The sequence below is a fragment of the Devosia sp. FJ2-5-3 genome (genome assembly GCF_029201545.1).
Classification (GTDB): domain Bacteria; phylum Pseudomonadota; class Alphaproteobacteria; order Rhizobiales; family Devosiaceae; genus Devosia.
This window is the reverse complement of sequence record NZ_CP104007.1, coordinates 126,578-144,630: the sequence shown is the minus strand read 5'-3', so window position 1 is coordinate 144,630 and position 18,053 is coordinate 126,578. Positions and strand designations below refer to the sequence as shown.

The window sequence follows — 18,053 nt, the reverse complement described above, 5'->3', positions numbered from 1 at the left end:
CTCCTGAGGAGCAATTTTAGGCAAGAAGGCCATGAGAGCTATGCTCGAATGGCTAGTTAGGAGGGGGTAACCCCTACTCAGCGATCTCGATCTCGCACCAATGGCTGTAGGGCCGGTCGGGCGAGTGGATGATATTGGGGAAGTGCGGGTTGTGCAGCGCGTCGGCCAAATTCTGGTCCTCGAGGCAGAAGCCGGAGAACCGGCCATATTTCTTGCCGCCGAGGCCCGGCGCCGGCACATCGGTCCAGACGCTGTTATAGACCTGCACGCCCGGCCGGTCGCTCCACAGCTTGAGCGTCAGATCCTTGTCCGGCGACAGCGCGGTGGCGATGGGTTCGCTGGTCTTGCGGCCGCTGTCGAGCACCATGCCGATATCATAGTCGACCGGCTGCCCGTTTTCGTCGCGCATCGTCCGCGGCGTGCGCAGATCATATTTCGTGCCGCGCGAGGGCAGGATCGCCCCGGTCGGCGCCAGATCGTCGCCAAGCAGCGTATAGGCGCTGGAATTGACCTGGATCGTGTGGTCGAGCACATCGACGCCCGTGCCCAGGTTGAAATATTGGTGCTGGACGAGGCTGATCGGCGTGGCCCGGTCCGTCGTCGCGCTCAGTTCCAACCGGAGCTTGTTGCCCTGGAGGCTATATGTGGCCGCAAAATTGACATTGCCGGGATAACCCATCGCCCCATCAGGCGAAAAATGGGTGAAGCGCACGGCGTTGTTGGCATTGTCCACCTGCCCCGACCACACCTGACGACCAAGGCCCTCAGTGCCGCCATGCAGCTGCAGCTCGCCCGCATTGGGCGGCAGCTTGTACGTGACGCCATCCAGCTCGAACGAGGCATTCTTGATGCGATTGGCCACGCGACCGGCCAGCGAGCCGAAATGCGGGCTGTGCAGGGGATAGGATTGGAAATCGTCAAAGCCGAGCACGACGCTCCGCTCGCCACCGGCAACGGGCACGCGCCAGTCGCGCACGGCCACGCCATAGCCGATGATATCGACACTGACGCCGGTGTCGCTGACCAGGCGGAACTGGTCGACCCGCTTGCCGTCATGCTCGCCAAAGGTAGAAACCGCAATCGACATCGCTTGCCCCTCTCAGTTCTGCTGGCGCGCAGGTCTAGCCTTATTTGCCCCTTGCGGGCAACGCCGCACTTGACCTTTGTGCCGCGCCCCGGAAACTGTGCATCCGATGAAAACGATAAATCTGGGGGGCAGAGTGGACGAAGAGGCAGTCCGGCGCCGGGTCACGGTGCATGATGTCGCGCGCGCTGCCGGCGTGTCCCTGGCCACGGTGGACCGCGTCCTCAACGGGCGCCCCGGCGTGCGCGCGGCGACGGCCGAAAAAGTCGACCAAGCCATTGCCAGCCTCGGATTTTCACGCGATCTCAACGCCTCGCTGATGGCAAGGGCACGCGATCTCTCCATCCTCTTTTTCATCCCTGACAGCGCCAACGAATTCATGGACAGCCTTGCCGATGCGGTGGCGCGGCGGGCGCCGCAGGCCAATTCCGACCGCATCCACATCTCCACCCAGCGCGTGCGCGCCCTCGATGCCGGGGCCCTTGTCCGCGAGCTCGACAGGCTCGTCCCGCAAAGCTGTGATTGCGCCGTCATCGTCGCCAGCGAAGACCCCGAAATCGTGGCCGCGGTCGATGCCGCCACGCGCCGCGGCATCGTGGTGATGACGCTGGTCTCCGACCTTCCCGGTTCCGGCCGACGCCATTTCATCGGCATCGACAACGTCGCGGCCGGGCGCACCGCGGCCTCGCTGCTCGGGCGTTTCCTGCCCAGCGGAGGCAAGGTGGCCGTTATCGCCGGCTCGCTCCATCTGCGCGACCACAAGGAGCGCTTCGAGGGGTTTGCCAGTCTCCTCGGGGAGGAATTTGCCGGTGTCACCCTCATCGGGCCCATGGAAGGCCATGATGACGGCGCCGAAACCGAAGCCATCGTCGCCCGCTTGCTCGCCGAGCACCCTGATCTTTCCGGCCTCTACAATCTCGGCGCCGGCAATGCCGGTCTCGTCGCGGCGCTGGAGGCCTCCGGCCGGGCCCGGAGCATCCGCGTCATCGCCCACGAACTGACAGTGCCAACCCGCGCAGGCCTCGCCAGCGGCGCCATCGACGTGGTCCTCGACCAGAACCCGGATGGCGAAATTCGAGAAGTTATCGGCGCCGCCCGGTCCCTTGCCCTGTCGACGCCGCGGCCCCTTGCCAGCGACCCCATTGAAATTGGGATTTTCCTGCGCGACAATCTGCGCTAAACACTCGCCCGATCAAAACATGGGCGTGCCCGAAATTGGGCAGGAGGAGGAGCTGATGTTGTTTTCGACCTATTCTGAGGTACGTGCCTCATGACCTTCCTCGGTATCGACATCGGCACGTCCGGGGTCAAGGCGCTGCTGATCGACGAGAACGGCCGCGCCATCGGCGACGCATCGGCGCCCGCCATCGAACCCGTCCGCCCGCATCCTGGCTGGTCCGAGCAGAACCCCGCCGATTGGTGGACGGCAACGCTCGGCGCGATCGATACGCTCAAGCAAAGCCACCCGACCGAGCTCGCCGCCGTCAAGGGCATAGGCCTCTCGGGTCACATGCATGGCGCGACGCTTCTTGGCGCCAATGACGAAGTGCTGCGCCCCTCCATCCTCTGGAATGATGGCCGCTCTTCCGCCGAATGCGGCGAGATGGAGGCCGCGCTCCCCAATCTGCGCGATCTCGCGGGCAACATCGCCATGCCCGGCTTCACCGCCCCGAAAATCGCCTGGGTGCGTAAGCACGAGCCCGCCATCTACGACAGAATAGCCAAGGTGCTGCTGCCCAAGGCCTATGTGCGCCTCCTGCTGACCGGCGAGCACGTCGAAGACATGTCCGACGCCGCCGGCACGCTCTGGCTCGATGTGGCCAAGCGCGACTGGTCCGACGAATTGCTCGGCGTGACAGGTCTCACCCGCGAGCACATGCCGCGCCTCGTGGAAGGCTCTGAAGTCTCCGCGCAGCTTAAACCCGAATTTGTCTCCCGCTGGGGCATGACCGGTCCTGTCGTCGTCGCTGGCGGCGCGGGCGATAATGCCGCCGCCGCCTGTGGCATCGGCGCCATCCGCCCGGGCGAGGGCTTTGTCTCCCTCGGCACCTCCGGCGTGCTGTTCGTCTCGAACGAAACTTTCAGCCCGAATACCAAGGGCGCGGTCCACGCCTTCTGCCACGCCATCCCCGACACCTGGCACCAGATGGGCGTCATCCTTTCGGCCACCGATTCGCTGAACTGGCTTTCCCGCATCACCGGCAAGAAGCAGGCCGAGCTCTCCGGCGAAGCCGAAGCCCAATTTGCAGGACCGGGCGAAGCGATCTTCCTGCCCTATCTTTCGGGCGAGCGCACCCCGCACAACAATGCCAATGCGCGCGGCTCCTTTGTCGGTCTCAGCCAGTCCACCGACAGCGCCCAGCTCGCCCAGGCCGTCATGGAAGGCGTCACCTTCGCCATGCGCGATTGCCAGCGCGTGCTGGCCGATGCCGGCACCTCCATCAATCGCCTTCTGGCGGTGGGTGGCGGCTCCAAGTCCGCCCTGTGGCTGAAAATGCTGGCGACCAATCTCGACATGGAAATCGCCCTCCCCGAGGACGGTGATTTCGGTGGCGCCCTCGGCGCCGCTCGCCTCGGCCTCTGTGCCGCCACCGGCGCCAAGCCGGCCGACATCATGGCCATGCCGCCGATCAAGACTGTTATCGCGCCCGACACATCCCTGTCGGCCGCCTATTCCGATCAATATGCGCGCTACCGCGCACTCTACCCCGCCATCGAGGAGGCAATTTCGTGAGCGACTTTTTCAAGGGCCTGTCCCAGGTCAAGTTCGAAGGCACCGAGAGCAAAAACCCGCTCGCCTATCGCCACTACAACAAGGACGAAATGATCGCCGGCAAGCGGATGGAAGATCACATCCGCCCGGCCATCGCCTATTGGCACACCTTTGCCCAGGAAGGCGGCGACCCCTTTGGCGGCCGCACATTTGATCGCCCCTGGTTCGACAAGGGTCTTGATGGCGCCAAGCTCAAGACCGAAGTGGCCTTCGAATTCTTCGATCTCATCGACGTACCCTTCTTCGCCTTCCACGACGTGGACGTTGCCCCCGAGGGCGCAACGCTTGACGAGAGCAACAAGAACCTCCGCGTGATCGGCGATCTCATCGCCGCCAACATGCAGAAGAGCGGCAAGAAACTCCTCTGGGGTACGGCCAATCTCTTCTCGAACCGCCGCTATATGGCCGGTGCCGCCACCAATCCCGATCCGGAAGTCTTCGCCTATGCCGCCGGCCAGGTGAAATCCGTGCTCGAGCTGACCCATGAGCTGGGCGGCGAAAACTATGTGCTCTGGGGCGGCCGCGAGGGTTATGAAACCCTCCTCAACACCAACATCGGTAGGGAGCAGGACCAGATGGCCCGCTTCCTTCATCTGGTCATCGAGCACGCCGAAAAGATCGGCTTCACCGGCCAGATCCTCATCGAACCCAAGCCGCAGGAACCGTCCAAGCACCAGTACGACTACGACGTCGCCACGGTCTATGGCTTCCTGCAGAAGTATGGCCTCGAAAAGAAGGTGAAGTGCAATATCGAGGTCGGCCACGCCTTCCTCGCCGGTCACTCCTTCGAACACGAACTGGCTGTCGCTTCTTCGCTGGGCATGCTTGGCTCGGTCGACGCCAACCGCAACGATCTCCAGTCCGGCTGGGACACCGACCACTTCCCCAACAATGCGGGCGAAATGGCGCTGGCCTTCTACTACATCTTGAAGCAGGGTGGCCTCGGCAAGGGCGGCTTCAATTTCGACGCCAAGGTCCGTCGCCAGTCGCTCGATCCGGCCGATCTGCTCCATGGCCACATTCTCGGGCTCGATACGCTCGCCCGCGGCCTCAAGGGCGCCGTCGCCCTCATTGAAGATGGCGAGTTCGACAAGCTCCTCGACGATCGCTATGCCGGTTGGGACAATGGTCTGGGCAAGGACATCCTTGCCGGCAAGCTCTCGCTCGCCGACATCGCCGCCAAGGTTGCCGCCGACAACATCAACCCCCAGCCGCGTTCCGGCCGCCAGGAATATCTCGAAAACCTGGTCAACCGTTTCGTATGATCACCGCTGTCTCAGTCGGGACACCTCCCCCTTGACGGGGGAGGTTGGGAGGGGGTGCTGCGAGCCACGATATCGGGGCTCCCTCCCCCCACCCTTGATCCCTCCCCGCCAGGGGGAGGGAGCTGACTGCACCCTCCGCGCGAAGGCCCAAAATGCCGCAACTGACCAATCCCATCCTGCCCGGCTTCAATCCGGATCCGTCCATCCTGCGCGTCGGCGACGATTATTACATCGCCACCTCCACCTTCGAGTGGTTCCCGGGCGTCCAGATCCACCACTCCAAAGACCTCGCGAACTGGGAACTCGTCACCCGTCCGCTGAACCGGAAAACCCAGCTCGACATGCGTGGCGATCCCGACAGCTGCGGCGTCTGGGCCCCCTGCCTCACCCATGACGGCGAAAAATTCTGGCTGGTCTATACCGACGTGAAGCGCAAGGACGGCTCGTTCAAGGACGCCCACAATTACATCGTCTGGGCCGAGAACATTGAGGGCCCCTGGTCCGATCCGATCTACGCCAATTCCTCGGGCTTTGACCCCTCCCTTTTCCATGACGACGACGGCAAGAAGTGGTTCGTCAACATGCTCTGGGACCATCGCCGCCGTCCCCTGCTCTTCGCCGGCATTGCGCTGCAGCAGTTCGACGCCGAGCTCGGTAAACTCGTCGGCCCGATCAAGAACATCTATCAGGGCACCGATCTCAAGCTCGTCGAAGGTCCGCACCTCTACAAGCGCAACGGCAAGGACGGAAAGCCCTGGTACTATCTGCTGACCGCCGAAGGCGGCACGGCCTATGACCATGCCTGCACTTTTGCCCGCTCCCGCAATATCGATGGGCCCTACGAGACCCATCCGGATAAATATATCCTCACCTCCAAGGACGCCCCCCTCGCCGCCATTCAGCGCGCCGGCCATGGCGATCTCGTCGAAACGCCCGAGGGAAAAACCTATCTCGTCCATCTCGGCGGTCGCCCGACCACCCAGGAACGCCGCTGCGTGCTCGGTCGCGAGACCTCGATCCAGGAGGCCTATTGGGGCGACGACGACTGGATTCACGTGAAACACGGGCCTGTGCCCTCCCTTCACGTCGAAGTGCCCGGCACGCGCGACGAGGCCAAATACTGGGCCGAGCAGCGCTATACTTTTGACAATGGCCTGCCCCTCGATTTCCAGTGGCTGCGCACCCCGGAAACCGAACGCATCTTCTCGACCCAGGAAGGCAAGCTGCGTCTCTTCGGCCGCGAATCCATCGGCTCTTGGTTCGAGCAGGCGCTGGTCGCCCGTCGCCAGACCCATTTCTCCTATGACGCCGAGACGGTCGTGGACTTCAAGCCCACCGACGAGCGCACCATGGCGGGGCTCACGGCCTATTACAGCCGCTACAACTTTTTCTACCTCGCGGTGACGGCCCATTCGGACGGCCAGCGCGAATTGCTGATCATGTCCTCGGAAATGAGCTGGCCCGATGGCAATATGCGCTTCCCCGCCGATCCCGTCCAAATCCCCAATGAAGGCAAGGTCCGGCTGGCCCTGACCATCCGCGGCCGCAAGCTGCAATTCTTCTACGCCCTCGAGGGCCAGGAACTCCGGCCCATCGGCCCCGTGCTCGATGCCTCGATCCTCTCGGACGAATGCGGCGGCCACCAGGCCCATGGCAGTTTTACCGGCGCCTTCGTCGGCGTCGCCGCCCATGACCTCAACGGCACCGCCAGCCCCGCCGATTTCGACTATTTCGTCTATCGCCCGCAGCACGATCCGTCAGACCGTTACGAAGTCGACAGCCTGCAATAGTCGCTGCCCCACCGAACCTCCCCCTGGGGGGAGGAACAAACCGAGCTTGTGGCAAATCCTCAGGCCACCCACCCGCCAGGCCTCCCTCCCCCTCCGCGGGGAGGGAATGAGGGTGGGGGTTCCCCGAGAGCCCCCATATGTGTGCCCCTGCCCCGCTTCCCTCGGGCCCGACCCGAGGGCCACTCTCAAAGCGCAAACGGCCTTCATGTGGCGGCGGAGGAAACACCCCCACCGAACCTCCCCCTTCGCAGGGGGAGAAACAAACCCAGTTTACGGCACCGCCTCGCCCCACCCACCGGCCCACTCCTCCCCCTCCCAGGGGGAGGCCGGGTGGGGGTTTTCCGAGAGCCCCGATACCGCCCCTCCCCACCCCACGAAACGTCGTTCCAAAACATTGCTCCCCGAGAGGACGTTCTGCCTCTTCCCCGGCTTGTCTTTATCGGGGCGATTGAGGAGTTTATGGCCAACCCATTCGGAGCCTCTTCATGAAACTCGAATCCATCGCCCTGCACCACGGTTACACATCCGAAGCGACCACCAAGGCCGCTGCCGTGCCGATCTACCAGACCACCTCATACACCTTCGACAATACCCAGCACGGCGCCGACCTTTTCGATCTCAAGGTCCCCGGCAATATCTATACCCGCATCATGAACCCCACCCAGGCGGTTCTCGAAGCGCGCGTCGCCGAAATGGAAGGCGGCATCGCCGCTCTGGCCCTGGCCTCCGGCATGGCCGCCATCACCTATGCCATCCAGACCATTGCCGGCGTGGGCGACAACATCATCTCCATCTCCCAGCTCTATGGCGGCACCTATAATCTCTTCGTCCACGCTTTCCCCCGCCAGGGCATCGAAACCCGTCTCGTCTCCCATGACGATTATGAGGGTTTTGAAAATGCCATCGACGAAAACACCAAGGCCGTCTTCCTCGAATCCATCGGCAATCCGGCCGGCAATGTCGTCGATATCGAAAAGATCGCCGAGATCGCCCATCGCCATGGCGTGCCGGTCATCGTCGACAACACTGTCGCGACCCCCTACCTCACCCGCCCGTTTGATTTCGGCGCCGACATCGTCGTCCACTCGCTGACCAAATATATCGGCGGCCACGGCGTCGCCATCGGCGGTATCATCGTCGACTCAGGCAAGTTCGACTGGAAGGCCAACGCCAAGCGCTTCCCGATCCTCAACGAGCCCGATCCGTCCTATCACGGCGTCGTCTATACCGAGGCACTCGGCCCCGCAGCCTATATCGGCCGCGCCCGCGTCGCCCCGCTGCGCAACACCGGCGCCGCCATCTCCCCGCACAATGCCTTTCTTATTCTGCAGGGTCTCGAAACCCTCGGCCTCCGCATGGAGCGCCACACCGAAAACGCCCTCAAAGTCGCCAAGCATCTGCAGGCGCATCCAAAGGTGCAGTGGGTCAACTATGCCGGCCTCGAGGACAGCCCCTACAACGCTGTCGCCAAAAAGATCTCGAAGGGTTCGGGTTCAGGCATCCTGTCCTTCGGCATTGAAGGCGGCAAGGAAGCCGGTGGCCGCTTCATCGACGCGCTGCAGATGATTTTGCGCCTCGTCAATATCGGCGACGCCAAGTCCTTGGCCACCCACCCCGCCTCCACCACCCACCGCCAGCTCTCCCCCGAAGAACTGAAAAAAGCCGGCGTCTCCGAAGATTTGATCCGCATCTCGGTCGGCATCGAGCACGTCGACGATATTATTGCAGACATCGACCAGGCGCTTGCGAAGGCTTGATCGGGTTTATAATAGCGCTGAATGAAATGAGCCCTCGGATCGAAAGGTCCGGGGGTTTTCCTTAATGCGCCCCTAGTCGGGGGCAGTCTGGATGGCAGAGATTAGGAGTTCCCCAGTAAGGCGATAAGCGTCGCGCCAGCTCAATTTATCGTCTGGCTCGCGAGCGTAGGCATGTCGGTGAGAATTCGCAGTTTCTTTGAGCTTTCCAAGCTTAGTGGCACTTGCCCCAGCCCATCCGGACTTCTTGAATTCTGCTTCCCCGCCCGCATGTTGGCAAAGCGCTTCGATCACGTAGTATAGGTCGAACCAACTCGATGCCTTTCCATAATATGCCGCCGCATCAGCCAGCCGCGTGTTATTCTCGACCTTATCTAAAAGGGTTAAAACGGTGGGGCGGGCTGAGCCGGTAGGTTTGAAAAAGGCCATGGCGCGCGCATTGGCGGTCAATGAAGCTGATTGCCTCAAAATTATTGAGCCATCGGGCTGCCTTTGGCCCATCCCCACCGTCTTTAGCGGGGCAAATTGATGGTAAGCGGCAACGATGCCGTTCAGTTCGCCAACGATCTGCTCTGCCAATTCCAGCGCACGCTCCGGGTCGCGAGCAGCTGAAATCTCCGTCGAAGTTAGATAATGGCGGTTCCGGTAAGTGAATATATGATGTGATAAATCTGGATCATCGAGGAGTCTTGCCCAGCATTCGAGATGTTCTCCTTCTATGCATAAACAGAAGTCGCTCATTTTGTTCCCCCTCTCTTCAGTGATACGGCGGCTTCGGCGGGCGACATAGTCTTTTTGATGTTGTTCTGCGCAATACCGGCGATCAACAGTTTAACGAACAGCGGCAGAGACCCAAAAAGAAGGGCGGTCTTTCCTCGCTCGGTTCCTCCGATCCGGTCGGTCATGCGCGACTGTGGTCCTCTAGGGCATAGTGGTCGCCCCCCCCGATCACATCTCTCGGAAACCCCGCGACATCCCGCAAATCCCCGCGTAAACTATCCTCTGTTAGCGGTCGCAGGTTCTGCGTAACGCGCATGTTTGGGGAGCGCCTGCCAGGGTCAGCGACCTCCGCTTCTGGAGGGAGACGACTATGGCCCATTTGCACATCATGAACGGCGCCGGCGACAAGCTGGACATGCCCATCATCCGCACCATCACCATATCCGACCTGTTCACCGCGCTGCGCCGGGGAGCCGCCGATTTCTGGGAAAAACCCAGCCATTACGTGCTGCTCATTCTGATCTACCCCATCGTCGGCATCGTCCTCGCCACCTGGATGAACGGCTACCAGACGTGGTCCCTGCTCTATCCCCTGGTCGGCGGCTTCGCCCTTGTCGGCCCCATCGCCGCCCTCCCCCTTTATGAAGTCTCGCGCCGCCGCGAACAGGGGCTCGATACCAGTTGGGGCGAGGCCATGAACGTGATCCGCTCGCCCGCCATCGGTTCGATCTTTGCGCTCGGGATCATGCTCCTCGTGCTCTTCACCCTCTGGCTCACCAGCGCCCAGACGCTCTATGAAAGCCTCTTCGGCTCCTCCCCGCCCAATACCTTCAATGGTCTTCTCGCCCAGATCTTCAACGAACCCGGCGGCATGACCCTTCTCATCGGCGGCTCGCTCCTCGGCGCCGGCTTTGCCCTCGTCGTGCTCTGTACCTCGGTGATTGCCTTCCCGCTCCTGCTCGATCGCGATGTCGGGGCCTATGTGGCGGTGGAAACCTCCCTGCGCGCCGTCATGCGCAATCCGATTGCCCTCCTGGCCTGGGGCGTCATCGTCGGGCTCTCGGTCTTTGTCGGCTCGCTGCTGCTGTTTGTCGGCCTTGCGGTGGTCCTGCCTATTCTCGGCCACGCCACCTGGCACCTCTATCGCCTCCTGGTCGAGCCGGCCTCCCACATTCGTCAAGCCCCGGCGGCTTGATGCAAAACGCCGCATTTGCGGCGCCACGGGACCGGTTGGATTTTTAACCCGTTCGCCATAAGGTCGGGGCTTCGTTTTTAGCCCCGAACCGCCCGAGCTCATGGATCAGACCCCAATCGAGGCCGCCTCCAGTCCCGCGCCTGCGGGGCTGACGCCGATGATGGCCCAGTTTTTCGAGATCAAGGCGGTCAACCCGGGATATCTCCTGTTCTACCGCATGGGCGATTTCTACGAGCTCTTCTTTGAAGACGCCGAGATCGCCAGCGCCGCTTTGGGCATCGTCCTCACCAAGCGCGGCAAGCACCTTGGCGAAGATATTTCCATGTGCGGCGTGCCCATCCATGCCGCCAATGATTATCTCAACAAGCTCATCCGCCTCGGCCATCGCGTCGCCATCTGCGAGCAGATGGAAGACCCCGCCGAAGCCAAGAAGCGCGGCAGTAAATCCGTCGTCCGCCGCGATGTGGTGCGGCTCGTCACCCCCGGCACCCTCACCGAGGACGATCACCTCGATGCGCGCAGTGCCAATTATCTGGCCGCCCTCTCCATGGTGCGCCATGGCGAAACCGATTTCGCCCTCGCCTGGGCCGATATTTCCACCGGCGAAACCTTTGTCGCCGATCTCTCTGCCGATCGCCTCGCCGACGAGCTCGCCCGCATCGCGCCGGCCGAATTGCTCCTCACCGAGCGCACCCGCGAAATCCTCGTCGAGCGGCATCTCTTTGCCCCCTCCTGGGCGGAGATTGCCTCGCTTGCCCCGCCCGAAGCCGCCGATAGCGAACTGGCTCTCGACCCTATACGGCGCGCCTTCGCTGCCGATGTCTTCGATCCCAGCGCCCTCTCCCGCGCCGGCCGCGCGGCGCTTGGCGCGCTCATCGCCTATGTCGACCAGAGCCAGAAGGGCCGCACCGCCCCCCTGCGGCCGCCCCTGCTCGATGCCGCCGACGCCGTCATGGCCATCGATGCGGCGACGCGCCAGAGCCTTGAAATCCTTCTCACCCAGCGCGGCCAGTCCAAAAACTCGCTGCGCCACGCCATCGACCTGACGGTCACCGCCCCCGGCGCGCGCCTCCTCGCCAATCGCCTTGCTGCGCCCCTGCGTGATGCCGCCGCAATCAATGCGCGGCTCGATGCGGTCGCCCGCCTCGCCGATGACACGATCCTGCGCGCAAAGCTGCGCACCGAACTCAGATCCGTGCCCGATCTCGCCCGCGCCCTTTCCCGCCTGTCGCTCGAGCGCGGCGGTCCGCGCGATCTCGCGGCGATCGGCAAGGCGGTGGGCGTGGCCCTGGCGCTGGGCGAAAAACTCTCCCAGATTTCCGATCTGCCTGCCGTGCTCTCCGGCCTCGCCCAAACGCTTGTCGCCGCCCCCCGAACCCTCGCCAGCGAATTCGGCCTCGCCCTTGACGACCACTTGCCCCTCCTCACCCGCGATGGCGGTTTTGTCCGCCCCGCCTATGACGCAAGGCTCGACGAAGAACGCGCCCTTGGCTCGGAAACCCGCGCCGTCGTCGCTGCGCTCCAGGCCCGGCTGATGGACGAGACCGATGTGCGCTCGCTCAAGATCAAGCACAATGGCGTCCTCGGTTTCTTCGTCGAAGTGCCCGCCAATCACGGCCAGAAACTCCTCGAAGCCCCCCATCGCGAAATTTTCATCCATCGCCAGACGCTGGCCAATGCGATGCGCTTCACCACCACCGAATTGGCCGAGCTCGAAGGCCGCATCGCCCGCGCCCAGGATGCCGCGCTCGAAATCGAGCACACTATTTTCGCTCAGCTGCGGGAGGCTGCCCTTATCGAGACCGTGCGGCTGCAGCGTCTCGCCGATGCTCTTGCCGAGCTCGACGTCACCGCATCCCTGGCCGAAATCGCCGCCACGCGGGGCTATTGCCGTCCCCAGGTCGATGACAGCCTCGCCTTCGCCATTCTTGGCGGCCGCCATCCTGTGGTCGAAGCCATGGTCAAGGCCGAAGGCCACGCCTTCGTCGCCAATGATGCCGATCTCTCCGGCGCCGACGAGATCGGCGGCGGCAAGCTCTGGCTGGTCACCGGTCCCAATATGGGTGGTAAATCCACCTTCCTCCGCCAGAACGCGCTCATCGCCATTCTCGCGCAGATGGGCTCTTTTGTTCCCGCCGATAGCGCCCATATAGGGGTGGTGGACCGTCTCTTTTCCCGCGTCGGCGCCTCCGACGACATCGCCCATGGGCGCTCGACCTTCATGGTCGAAATGGTCGAAACCGCTGCCATCCTTAATCGCGCCACCCGCCGCAGCCTTGTCGTGCTCGACGAGATCGGCCGCGGCACGGCCACGTTCGATGGTCTCTCCATCGCCTGGGCCGCCGTCGAGGCGCTGCATGAAACCACCGGCTGCCGGGCGCTTTTCGCCACCCATTTCCACGAATTGACCTCGCTGGCCAAAACCCTCACCCGCGTCGCCAATGTCACCATGAAGGTGCGCGAGTGGGAGGGCGAGGTCGTCTTCCTCCACGAAGTTGGCCCCGGCGCTGCCGACCGCTCCTATGGCATTCAGGTGGCGCGGCTTGCCGGCCTGCCCGAGCCGGTCATCGCGCGGGCCAAACAGGTTCTTGATGTCCTCGAGCAGCGTTCGGCGGGCACCGCCTCTTCCAGCCAGAAGGCGAGCGTGCTAGATGATCTGCCACTCTTTGCCCACCAGCCCGCCCCGGCTGTCGCCAGCAAGGACCCTGTGCTCGAGGCGCTCGACGCCATTCGCCCAGACGAAATGACCCCCAAGCAAGCCATCGATACGCTCTACGAGTTGAAGAAAATCCGTGATGATGCTCGCCGACGCTGAGGCCAAGCCGCGAAAAGCCCAATTCGCGCTCAGGAGCGCCTCGGCCCTTCTTGCCGAACTCGACGCCCTTGTGGCCGACCAGCCTGCCAAATCGCCTGCGGCCCGCGCCCTGGTCCTGGCCCATATGCGCCAGACCCTCGCCGAGGCGCGCGCCGGCGCCGAAGCCGAACTGCTCGCCACCGGCAAGGGCACGCGCTGCGCGCAAAATCTCTCCGCCGCCCAGGACGAGATCATTCGCGCCGTCTATCTCTTTGCCACGACGCGGGTCTATCCGGTCGACAATCCCTCCGGCGCTGAAGCCATCGCGCTTTCGGCCGTCGGCGGCTATGGCCGCGGCACGCTGGCACCCGGTTCGGACATCGATCTCCTCTTCATCCTGCCCTATAAGCAGACCCCCTGGGGCGAGCAGGTCACCGAATATATTCTCTACATGCTCTGGGACCTCGGCCAGAAGGTCGGCCACGCGGTCCGCTCGGTCGATGAATGTATCCGCATGGCCCGCGCCGACATGACCGTGCGCACCGCGACGCTGGAAGCCCGCTTCCTCACCGGCGACAAGGCCCTTTTCGACCAGCTCGTCACCCGCTTTGAAACCGAGATCATGCCCAGGACGGGCCCGGAATTCATCGCCGCGAAAATGGCCGAGCGCGACGAACGCCACCGCCTCATGGGCAATACCCGCTATGTGGTCGAGCCCAATATCAAGGACGGCAAGGGCGGCCTGCGCGACCTCAATACCCTCTTCTGGATCGGCAAGTATTTTTACCAGGTCAAGACCAGCCAGGAGCTGGTCGGCAAGGGTGTCCTCACCGCCGCCGAATACCGCCTCTTCTCCCGCGCCGAGGATTTCCTCTGGGCCGTGCGCTGCCACCTCCACTATGTGACCGCCCGCGCCGAGGAAAAGCTGACCTTCGACGTCCAGCCCGATCTCGCCCGCCGCATGGGCTATGCCGAGCGCCTCGGCATGCTCGGGGTGGAGCGCTTCATGAAGCGCTATTTCCTCGTCGCCAAGGATGTGGGCGATCTCACCCGCATTATCTGCGCCTCACTCGAATTCCACCACGCCAAGGATCTTGATCTCGTCGGCCGTGTGCTCGCACCGTTCCGCTCGGGCAAGTCCAAGATCAAGGGCGAGACCGATTTCGTCATCGACACCGGCCGGCTCAACATCGCCGCCGCCGATGTCTTCGAGAAGGATCCGGTCAACCTCATCCGCATGTTCATGGTGGCCGGCCGCGAAGAGCTGCTCTTCCATCCCGATGCCATCAAGCACATCCGCCATTCCCTGCACCTGATCGACAATCGCCTGCGCAACGATCCGCGCGCCAATGCCCACTTCCTCACCATTCTGACCAATCCGCTCTATGTCGAGCGCATCCTGCGGCAGATGAACGAGAGCGGCGTGCTGGGCAAATTCGTGCTCGATTTCGGCAAGATCGTCGCCCTGATGCAGTTCAACATGTACCACCACTATACGGTGGACGAGCATCTCATCCGCTCCGTCGGCTGCATGGCCGATATCGCCAATGGGGGTCTTCGCAACGAGCTGCCGCTGACCCATGAGCTCCTGCCCCAGCTCAACGATACCCGCCTCCTCTATGTCGCGCTCTTCCTCCACGATATCGCCAAGGGTCGCCCCGAGGATCATTCGATCGCCGGCGCCCGCATCGCCCGCAAATTCTGTCCCCGCCTCGGCCTGACGCCAGCCGAAACCGACACCGTCGCCTGGCTCATCGAATATCATTTGCTGATGAGCGAGATCGCCCAGGCCCGCGACATCCAGGATCCGGAAACGGCAAAGGCCTTTGCCGATATCGTCCAGTCGCCGCAGCGCCTTGCGCTGCTGATGATCCTCACCGCCTGCGATATCCGCGCCGTCGGCCCCGGCACCTGGACCGGCTGGAAGGGCTCGCTCCTGCGCGCCCTTTACTACGCCACCGAGCCCCTGCTTTCGGGCGGCCATAGCCAGGTCAGCCATTTCGACCGCGTCCACGCCGCCCGCCAGACGCTCGCCGCCGCCCTCGACAAATGGCCCGCAGAGGCGGTGGAGACCTATCTCGCCCGGCATTACGACCATTACTGGCTGCGTGCCGAGCCAGAGCTGCAGCTTGAGCACGCCCGCATGATCCGCCATGCCGACGAGGCCGACCAGCCCTTCGCCGGCTCAATCCGGGTAAAAGCCTTCGAAGGCATCACCGAAGTCAGCTTCTACACGCCCGACCACCCGCGCCTGCTCTCGCTCATCGCCGGCGCCTGCACCATGCAGGATGCGTCCATTATCGGCGCGCAGATCTTTTCCACCCGCGACGGCCGCGCCATCGACACCTTCCGCCTCCGCCGCAGCTTCACCTCCGACGAAGACGAAAAGGTCCGCGCCACCCGCATCATCGACACGGTCAAGCAGCTCCTCCAGGGCAAGCGCACGGTCCTCATCGATCTCGGCAAGCAGAGCCGTCACAACAAGCGCCTCAAACCCTTCGCCCTTCCCGCGCAGGTCTCGGTCTCCAACGCCATCTCGGAAAAATTCACCGTCATCGAGGTCTCAGGCCTCGACCGCATTGGCCTCCTCTACGCCCTGACCCGCGAAATCTCCGATCTCAGCCTCACCATCGGCTCCGCCCATATCGGCACCTATGGCGAAAAGGCAGTCGACGTTTTCTACGTCACCGACCTGACAGGCCAGAAGATTCACGTGAAACAGCGCCAGAAAAAAATCCACGACGCGCTTCTGGCGGTGTTCGAAAACCCCACCGAAGACAAGAAAGCCGCCAATGGCTAGGCGCCCACCCACGGGCCTGCCTCCCTCCCCCTTGAGGGGAGGGTTGGGGAGGGGGGCCTTCCTGTACCGCGCCGAGACACCCCCACCCAACCTCCCCCTGATAGGGGGAGGAGCCCAACAGTGGCTGACCACCGATCTCCCCCCGACCCCGATCCGTCCCTCCCCCTCCTCCAGGGGGAGGCTAGGTGGGGGTGCTCCCCTGTTGCCACTGCCCACCAATCCGGCCACCAACACCGCCCTGCCTCCCTCCCCCTTATGGGGAGGGATTGAGGGTGGGGGTTCTTCCGACACTCCCAAAACCAGCCAAGCCCACCCATGAGCCTCCTCAAAAACTTCGTCTCGGTCGGCAGCTGGACCATTCTCTCCCGCCTCGCCGGTTTTGTCCGCGATGCGCTGATGGCGGCCGTGCTCGGGGTGGGCCCGGTGGCCGACGCCTTCAACGCCGCCTTCCGTTTCCCCAATCTCTTCCGGCGCCTCTTTGCCGAGGGCGCGTTCAACACCGCCTTCGTGCCCATGTTCTCCGGCGCGCTCGAGCAACAGGGCGAAGATGGCGCGCGCGAGCTGGCCGCTCGCATCATGAGCTGGCTCGTCGCCATGCTCGTCGTGGTGACCATCCTAGTCGAAATCTTCATGCCCCAGATCATGGTGGCCTTCGTCCCCGGCTTCGTGGACGACAAGGAAAAGTTCGACCTCACGGTCCTCCTCACCCGGATCATGTTCCCCTATCTCGCCTGCATGTCGCTGATGGCGGCCTATGGCGCGATCCTCAATTCGCTGGGAAAGTTCTTCGCCGCTGCCTTTGCGCCGGTGCTGCTCAACATCGTCAACATCGCCATGCTGATCCCGCTGGCCACCTTCTGGGTGCAGTCGCCCGAAGACGCGACCATCTGGGTGGCGCTCGCCACCATGGGCGGCGGCATCGCCCAACTGGCGCTGGTCTGGGCCGCCATCGAGCGCGCCGGTTTCCGCCCCGATTTCCGCCTGCCCCGGCTCGATCCGGAAGTGCGGCGCTTCTGGGTTCTGGCCATCCCGGCCATCCTCACCGGCGGCATCACCCAGATCAACATCTTCGTCGGCACCATCATCGCCTCGGGCGCCGATGACACGATTTCCATCCTCGCCTATGCCGATCGCCTCTACCAATTGCCCCTGGGCATTATCGGCATCGCCATCGGCACCGTGCTGCTCCCCGAGTTGAGCCGCCACCTCAAGGGCGGCCGCGATGTGGAAGCCCGCCAGAGCCAGGAGCAGTCGCTCTTCCTCTCCATGCTGCTCACCGTTCCGGCCGCCGCCGCGCTGATGGGCCTGGCTGAACCCATTGTCCGCGTCCTCTTCGAACGCGGCGCCTTTGATGCCTTCGCCACCGCCCGCACCGCCGAGGCTCTCGTCGCCTTCGCCGCGGGCCTGCCCGCCTATGTGCTTATTCGCGTCCTCCAGCCGGGTTTTTTCGCCCGCGAGGATACGGTCACCCCCACCATCTTTGCCGCCATCAGCGTAGCGGCCAATATCGCCATTTCGCTCTGGCTCTTCCCCAGTCTCTTCCATGTCGGCATTGCTCTGGCCACCGCCGCCTCGGCCTGGCTCAATGTTCTCATGCTGGCAGTCGCGCTGGCCCTGCGCGGCCATTTTTCCGTCCCGCGCAGCCAGTGGTGGGGCCAGACCATGATCATCGCCATCAGCGCCCTCATGGGTCTCAGCCTCATGCTTCTCGGCGAGCGCGGGGCTGCCCATCTCGCCTCTGGCGTTCCGCTCTGGCGGCAGGGGGGCGTCCTCTTCGTCCTCGTCGCCTATGGCATCGTCTTCTACTTCACCCTCATCCATGTCAGCGGCACGCAGCGCCTCGGTGGGCTTCTCGCCCGCCTGCGCCGACGCCGCTGA

At 63.5% G+C, this 18,053-nt stretch carries 12 protein-coding genes; 9 read left to right on the top strand and 3 right to left on the bottom strand.

Going from position 1 to position 18,053, the window contains the following annotated elements:
- Window positions 1–73: 73 nt before the first annotated feature.
- Window positions 74–1,087 (bottom strand): aldose epimerase family protein, encoded by a 1,014-nt coding sequence (locus N0P34_RS00685; protein WP_275605106.1) that lies wholly within the window; start codon window positions 1,085–1,087, stop codon window positions 74–76.
- Window positions 1,088–1,193: 106 nt separating this feature from the next.
- Between N0P34_RS00685 and N0P34_RS00680 the strand changes: the two genes are divergently transcribed.
- From N0P34_RS00680 to N0P34_RS00660, 5 genes are all read left to right on the top strand, one after another.
- Window positions 1,194–2,264 (top strand): LacI family DNA-binding transcriptional regulator, encoded by a 1,071-nt coding sequence (locus N0P34_RS00680; protein WP_275605105.1) that lies wholly within the window; start codon window positions 1,194–1,196, stop codon window positions 2,262–2,264.
- A 90-nt stretch (window positions 2,265–2,354) separates the two neighbouring features.
- Window positions 2,355–3,818, top strand: coding sequence for a xylulokinase (xylB, locus tag N0P34_RS00675; protein ID WP_275605104.1), 1,464 nt, complete (start codon window positions 2,355–2,357; stop codon window positions 3,816–3,818).
- Entirely contained in the window at window positions 3,815–5,122 is a 1,308-nt protein-coding gene (xylA, locus tag N0P34_RS00670; RefSeq protein ID WP_275605103.1) for a xylose isomerase, read from the top strand. Before xylB ends, xylA begins: the two co-directional genes overlap by 4 nt.
- A gap of 152 nt (window positions 5,123–5,274) precedes the next feature.
- Window positions 5,275–6,912, top strand: coding sequence for a glycoside hydrolase family 43 protein (locus N0P34_RS00665; protein WP_275605102.1), 1,638 nt, complete (start codon window positions 5,275–5,277; stop codon window positions 6,910–6,912).
- 485 nt (window positions 6,913–7,397) lie between these two features.
- Entirely contained in the window at window positions 7,398–8,669 is a 1,272-nt protein-coding gene (locus tag N0P34_RS00660; RefSeq protein ID WP_275605101.1) for an O-acetylhomoserine aminocarboxypropyltransferase/cysteine synthase family protein, read from the top strand.
- 72 nt (window positions 8,670–8,741) lie between these two features.
- On the opposite strand, the gene N0P34_RS00655 is transcribed toward N0P34_RS00660, so the two are convergent.
- Window positions 8,742–9,407: a hypothetical protein gene (locus N0P34_RS00655; RefSeq protein WP_275605100.1), complete on the bottom strand. Its 666-nt coding sequence runs from the start codon at window positions 9,405–9,407 to the stop codon at window positions 8,742–8,744.
- Entirely contained in the window at window positions 9,404–9,571 is a 168-nt protein-coding gene (locus N0P34_RS00650) for a hypothetical protein (RefSeq protein ID WP_275605099.1), read from the bottom strand. Before N0P34_RS00650 ends, N0P34_RS00655 begins: the two co-directional genes overlap by 4 nt.
- A gap of 185 nt (window positions 9,572–9,756) precedes the next feature.
- Here N0P34_RS00650 and N0P34_RS00645 point away from each other — a divergent pair, with 185 nt between their 5' ends.
- From N0P34_RS00645 to murJ, 4 genes are all read left to right on the top strand, one after another.
- A complete protein-coding gene (locus N0P34_RS00645; protein WP_275605098.1) occupies window positions 9,757–10,581 on the top strand; it encodes a DUF2189 domain-containing protein in 825 nt (274 codons plus the stop codon).
- A gap of 100 nt (window positions 10,582–10,681) precedes the next feature.
- The gene (gene mutS, locus N0P34_RS00640; RefSeq protein WP_275605097.1) at window positions 10,682–13,396 is read left to right on the top strand and encodes a DNA mismatch repair protein MutS; all 2,715 of its coding nucleotides are present in this window, start codon (window positions 10,682–10,684) and stop codon (window positions 13,394–13,396) included.
- Window positions 13,377–16,175 (top strand): [protein-PII] uridylyltransferase, encoded by a 2,799-nt coding sequence (locus tag N0P34_RS00635; RefSeq protein WP_275605096.1) that lies wholly within the window; start codon window positions 13,377–13,379, stop codon window positions 16,173–16,175. Before mutS ends, N0P34_RS00635 begins: the two co-directional genes overlap by 20 nt.
- A 315-nt stretch (window positions 16,176–16,490) precedes the next feature.
- Window positions 16,491–18,053: a murein biosynthesis integral membrane protein MurJ gene (gene murJ / locus N0P34_RS00630; RefSeq protein WP_275605095.1), complete on the top strand. Its 1,563-nt coding sequence runs from the start codon at window positions 16,491–16,493 to the stop codon at window positions 18,051–18,053.

What these genes read in the sequence shown, in the direction of transcription:
- N0P34_RS00685 (WP_275605106.1), bottom strand. Translation starts at nt 1,087, where the DNA reads ATGTCGATTGCGGTTTCTACCTTTGGCGAGCATGACGGCAAGCGGGTC.
- N0P34_RS00635 (WP_275605096.1), top strand. Translation starts at nt 13,377, where the DNA reads ATGATGCTCGCCGACGCTGAGGCCAAGCCGCGAAAAGCCCAATTCGCG.
- N0P34_RS00660 (WP_275605101.1), top strand. Translation starts at nt 7,398, where the DNA reads ATGAAACTCGAATCCATCGCCCTGCACCACGGTTACACATCCGAAGCG.
- N0P34_RS00680 (WP_275605105.1), top strand. Translation starts at nt 1,194, where the DNA reads ATGAAAACGATAAATCTGGGGGGCAGAGTGGACGAAGAGGCAGTCCGG.
- N0P34_RS00650 (WP_275605099.1), bottom strand. Translation starts at nt 9,571, where the DNA reads ATGACCGACCGGATCGGAGGAACCGAGCGAGGAAAGACCGCCCTTCTT.
- mutS (WP_275605097.1), top strand. Translation starts at nt 10,682, where the DNA reads ATGGATCAGACCCCAATCGAGGCCGCCTCCAGTCCCGCGCCTGCGGGG.
- N0P34_RS00645 (WP_275605098.1), top strand. Translation starts at nt 9,757, where the DNA reads ATGGCCCATTTGCACATCATGAACGGCGCCGGCGACAAGCTGGACATG.
- xylB (WP_275605104.1), top strand. Translation starts at nt 2,355, where the DNA reads ATGACCTTCCTCGGTATCGACATCGGCACGTCCGGGGTCAAGGCGCTG.
- murJ (WP_275605095.1), top strand. Translation starts at nt 16,491, where the DNA reads ATGAGCCTCCTCAAAAACTTCGTCTCGGTCGGCAGCTGGACCATTCTC.
- N0P34_RS00655 (WP_275605100.1), bottom strand. Translation starts at nt 9,407, where the DNA reads ATGAGCGACTTCTGTTTATGCATAGAAGGAGAACATCTCGAATGCTGG.
- N0P34_RS00665 (WP_275605102.1), top strand. Translation starts at nt 5,275, where the DNA reads ATGCCGCAACTGACCAATCCCATCCTGCCCGGCTTCAATCCGGATCCG.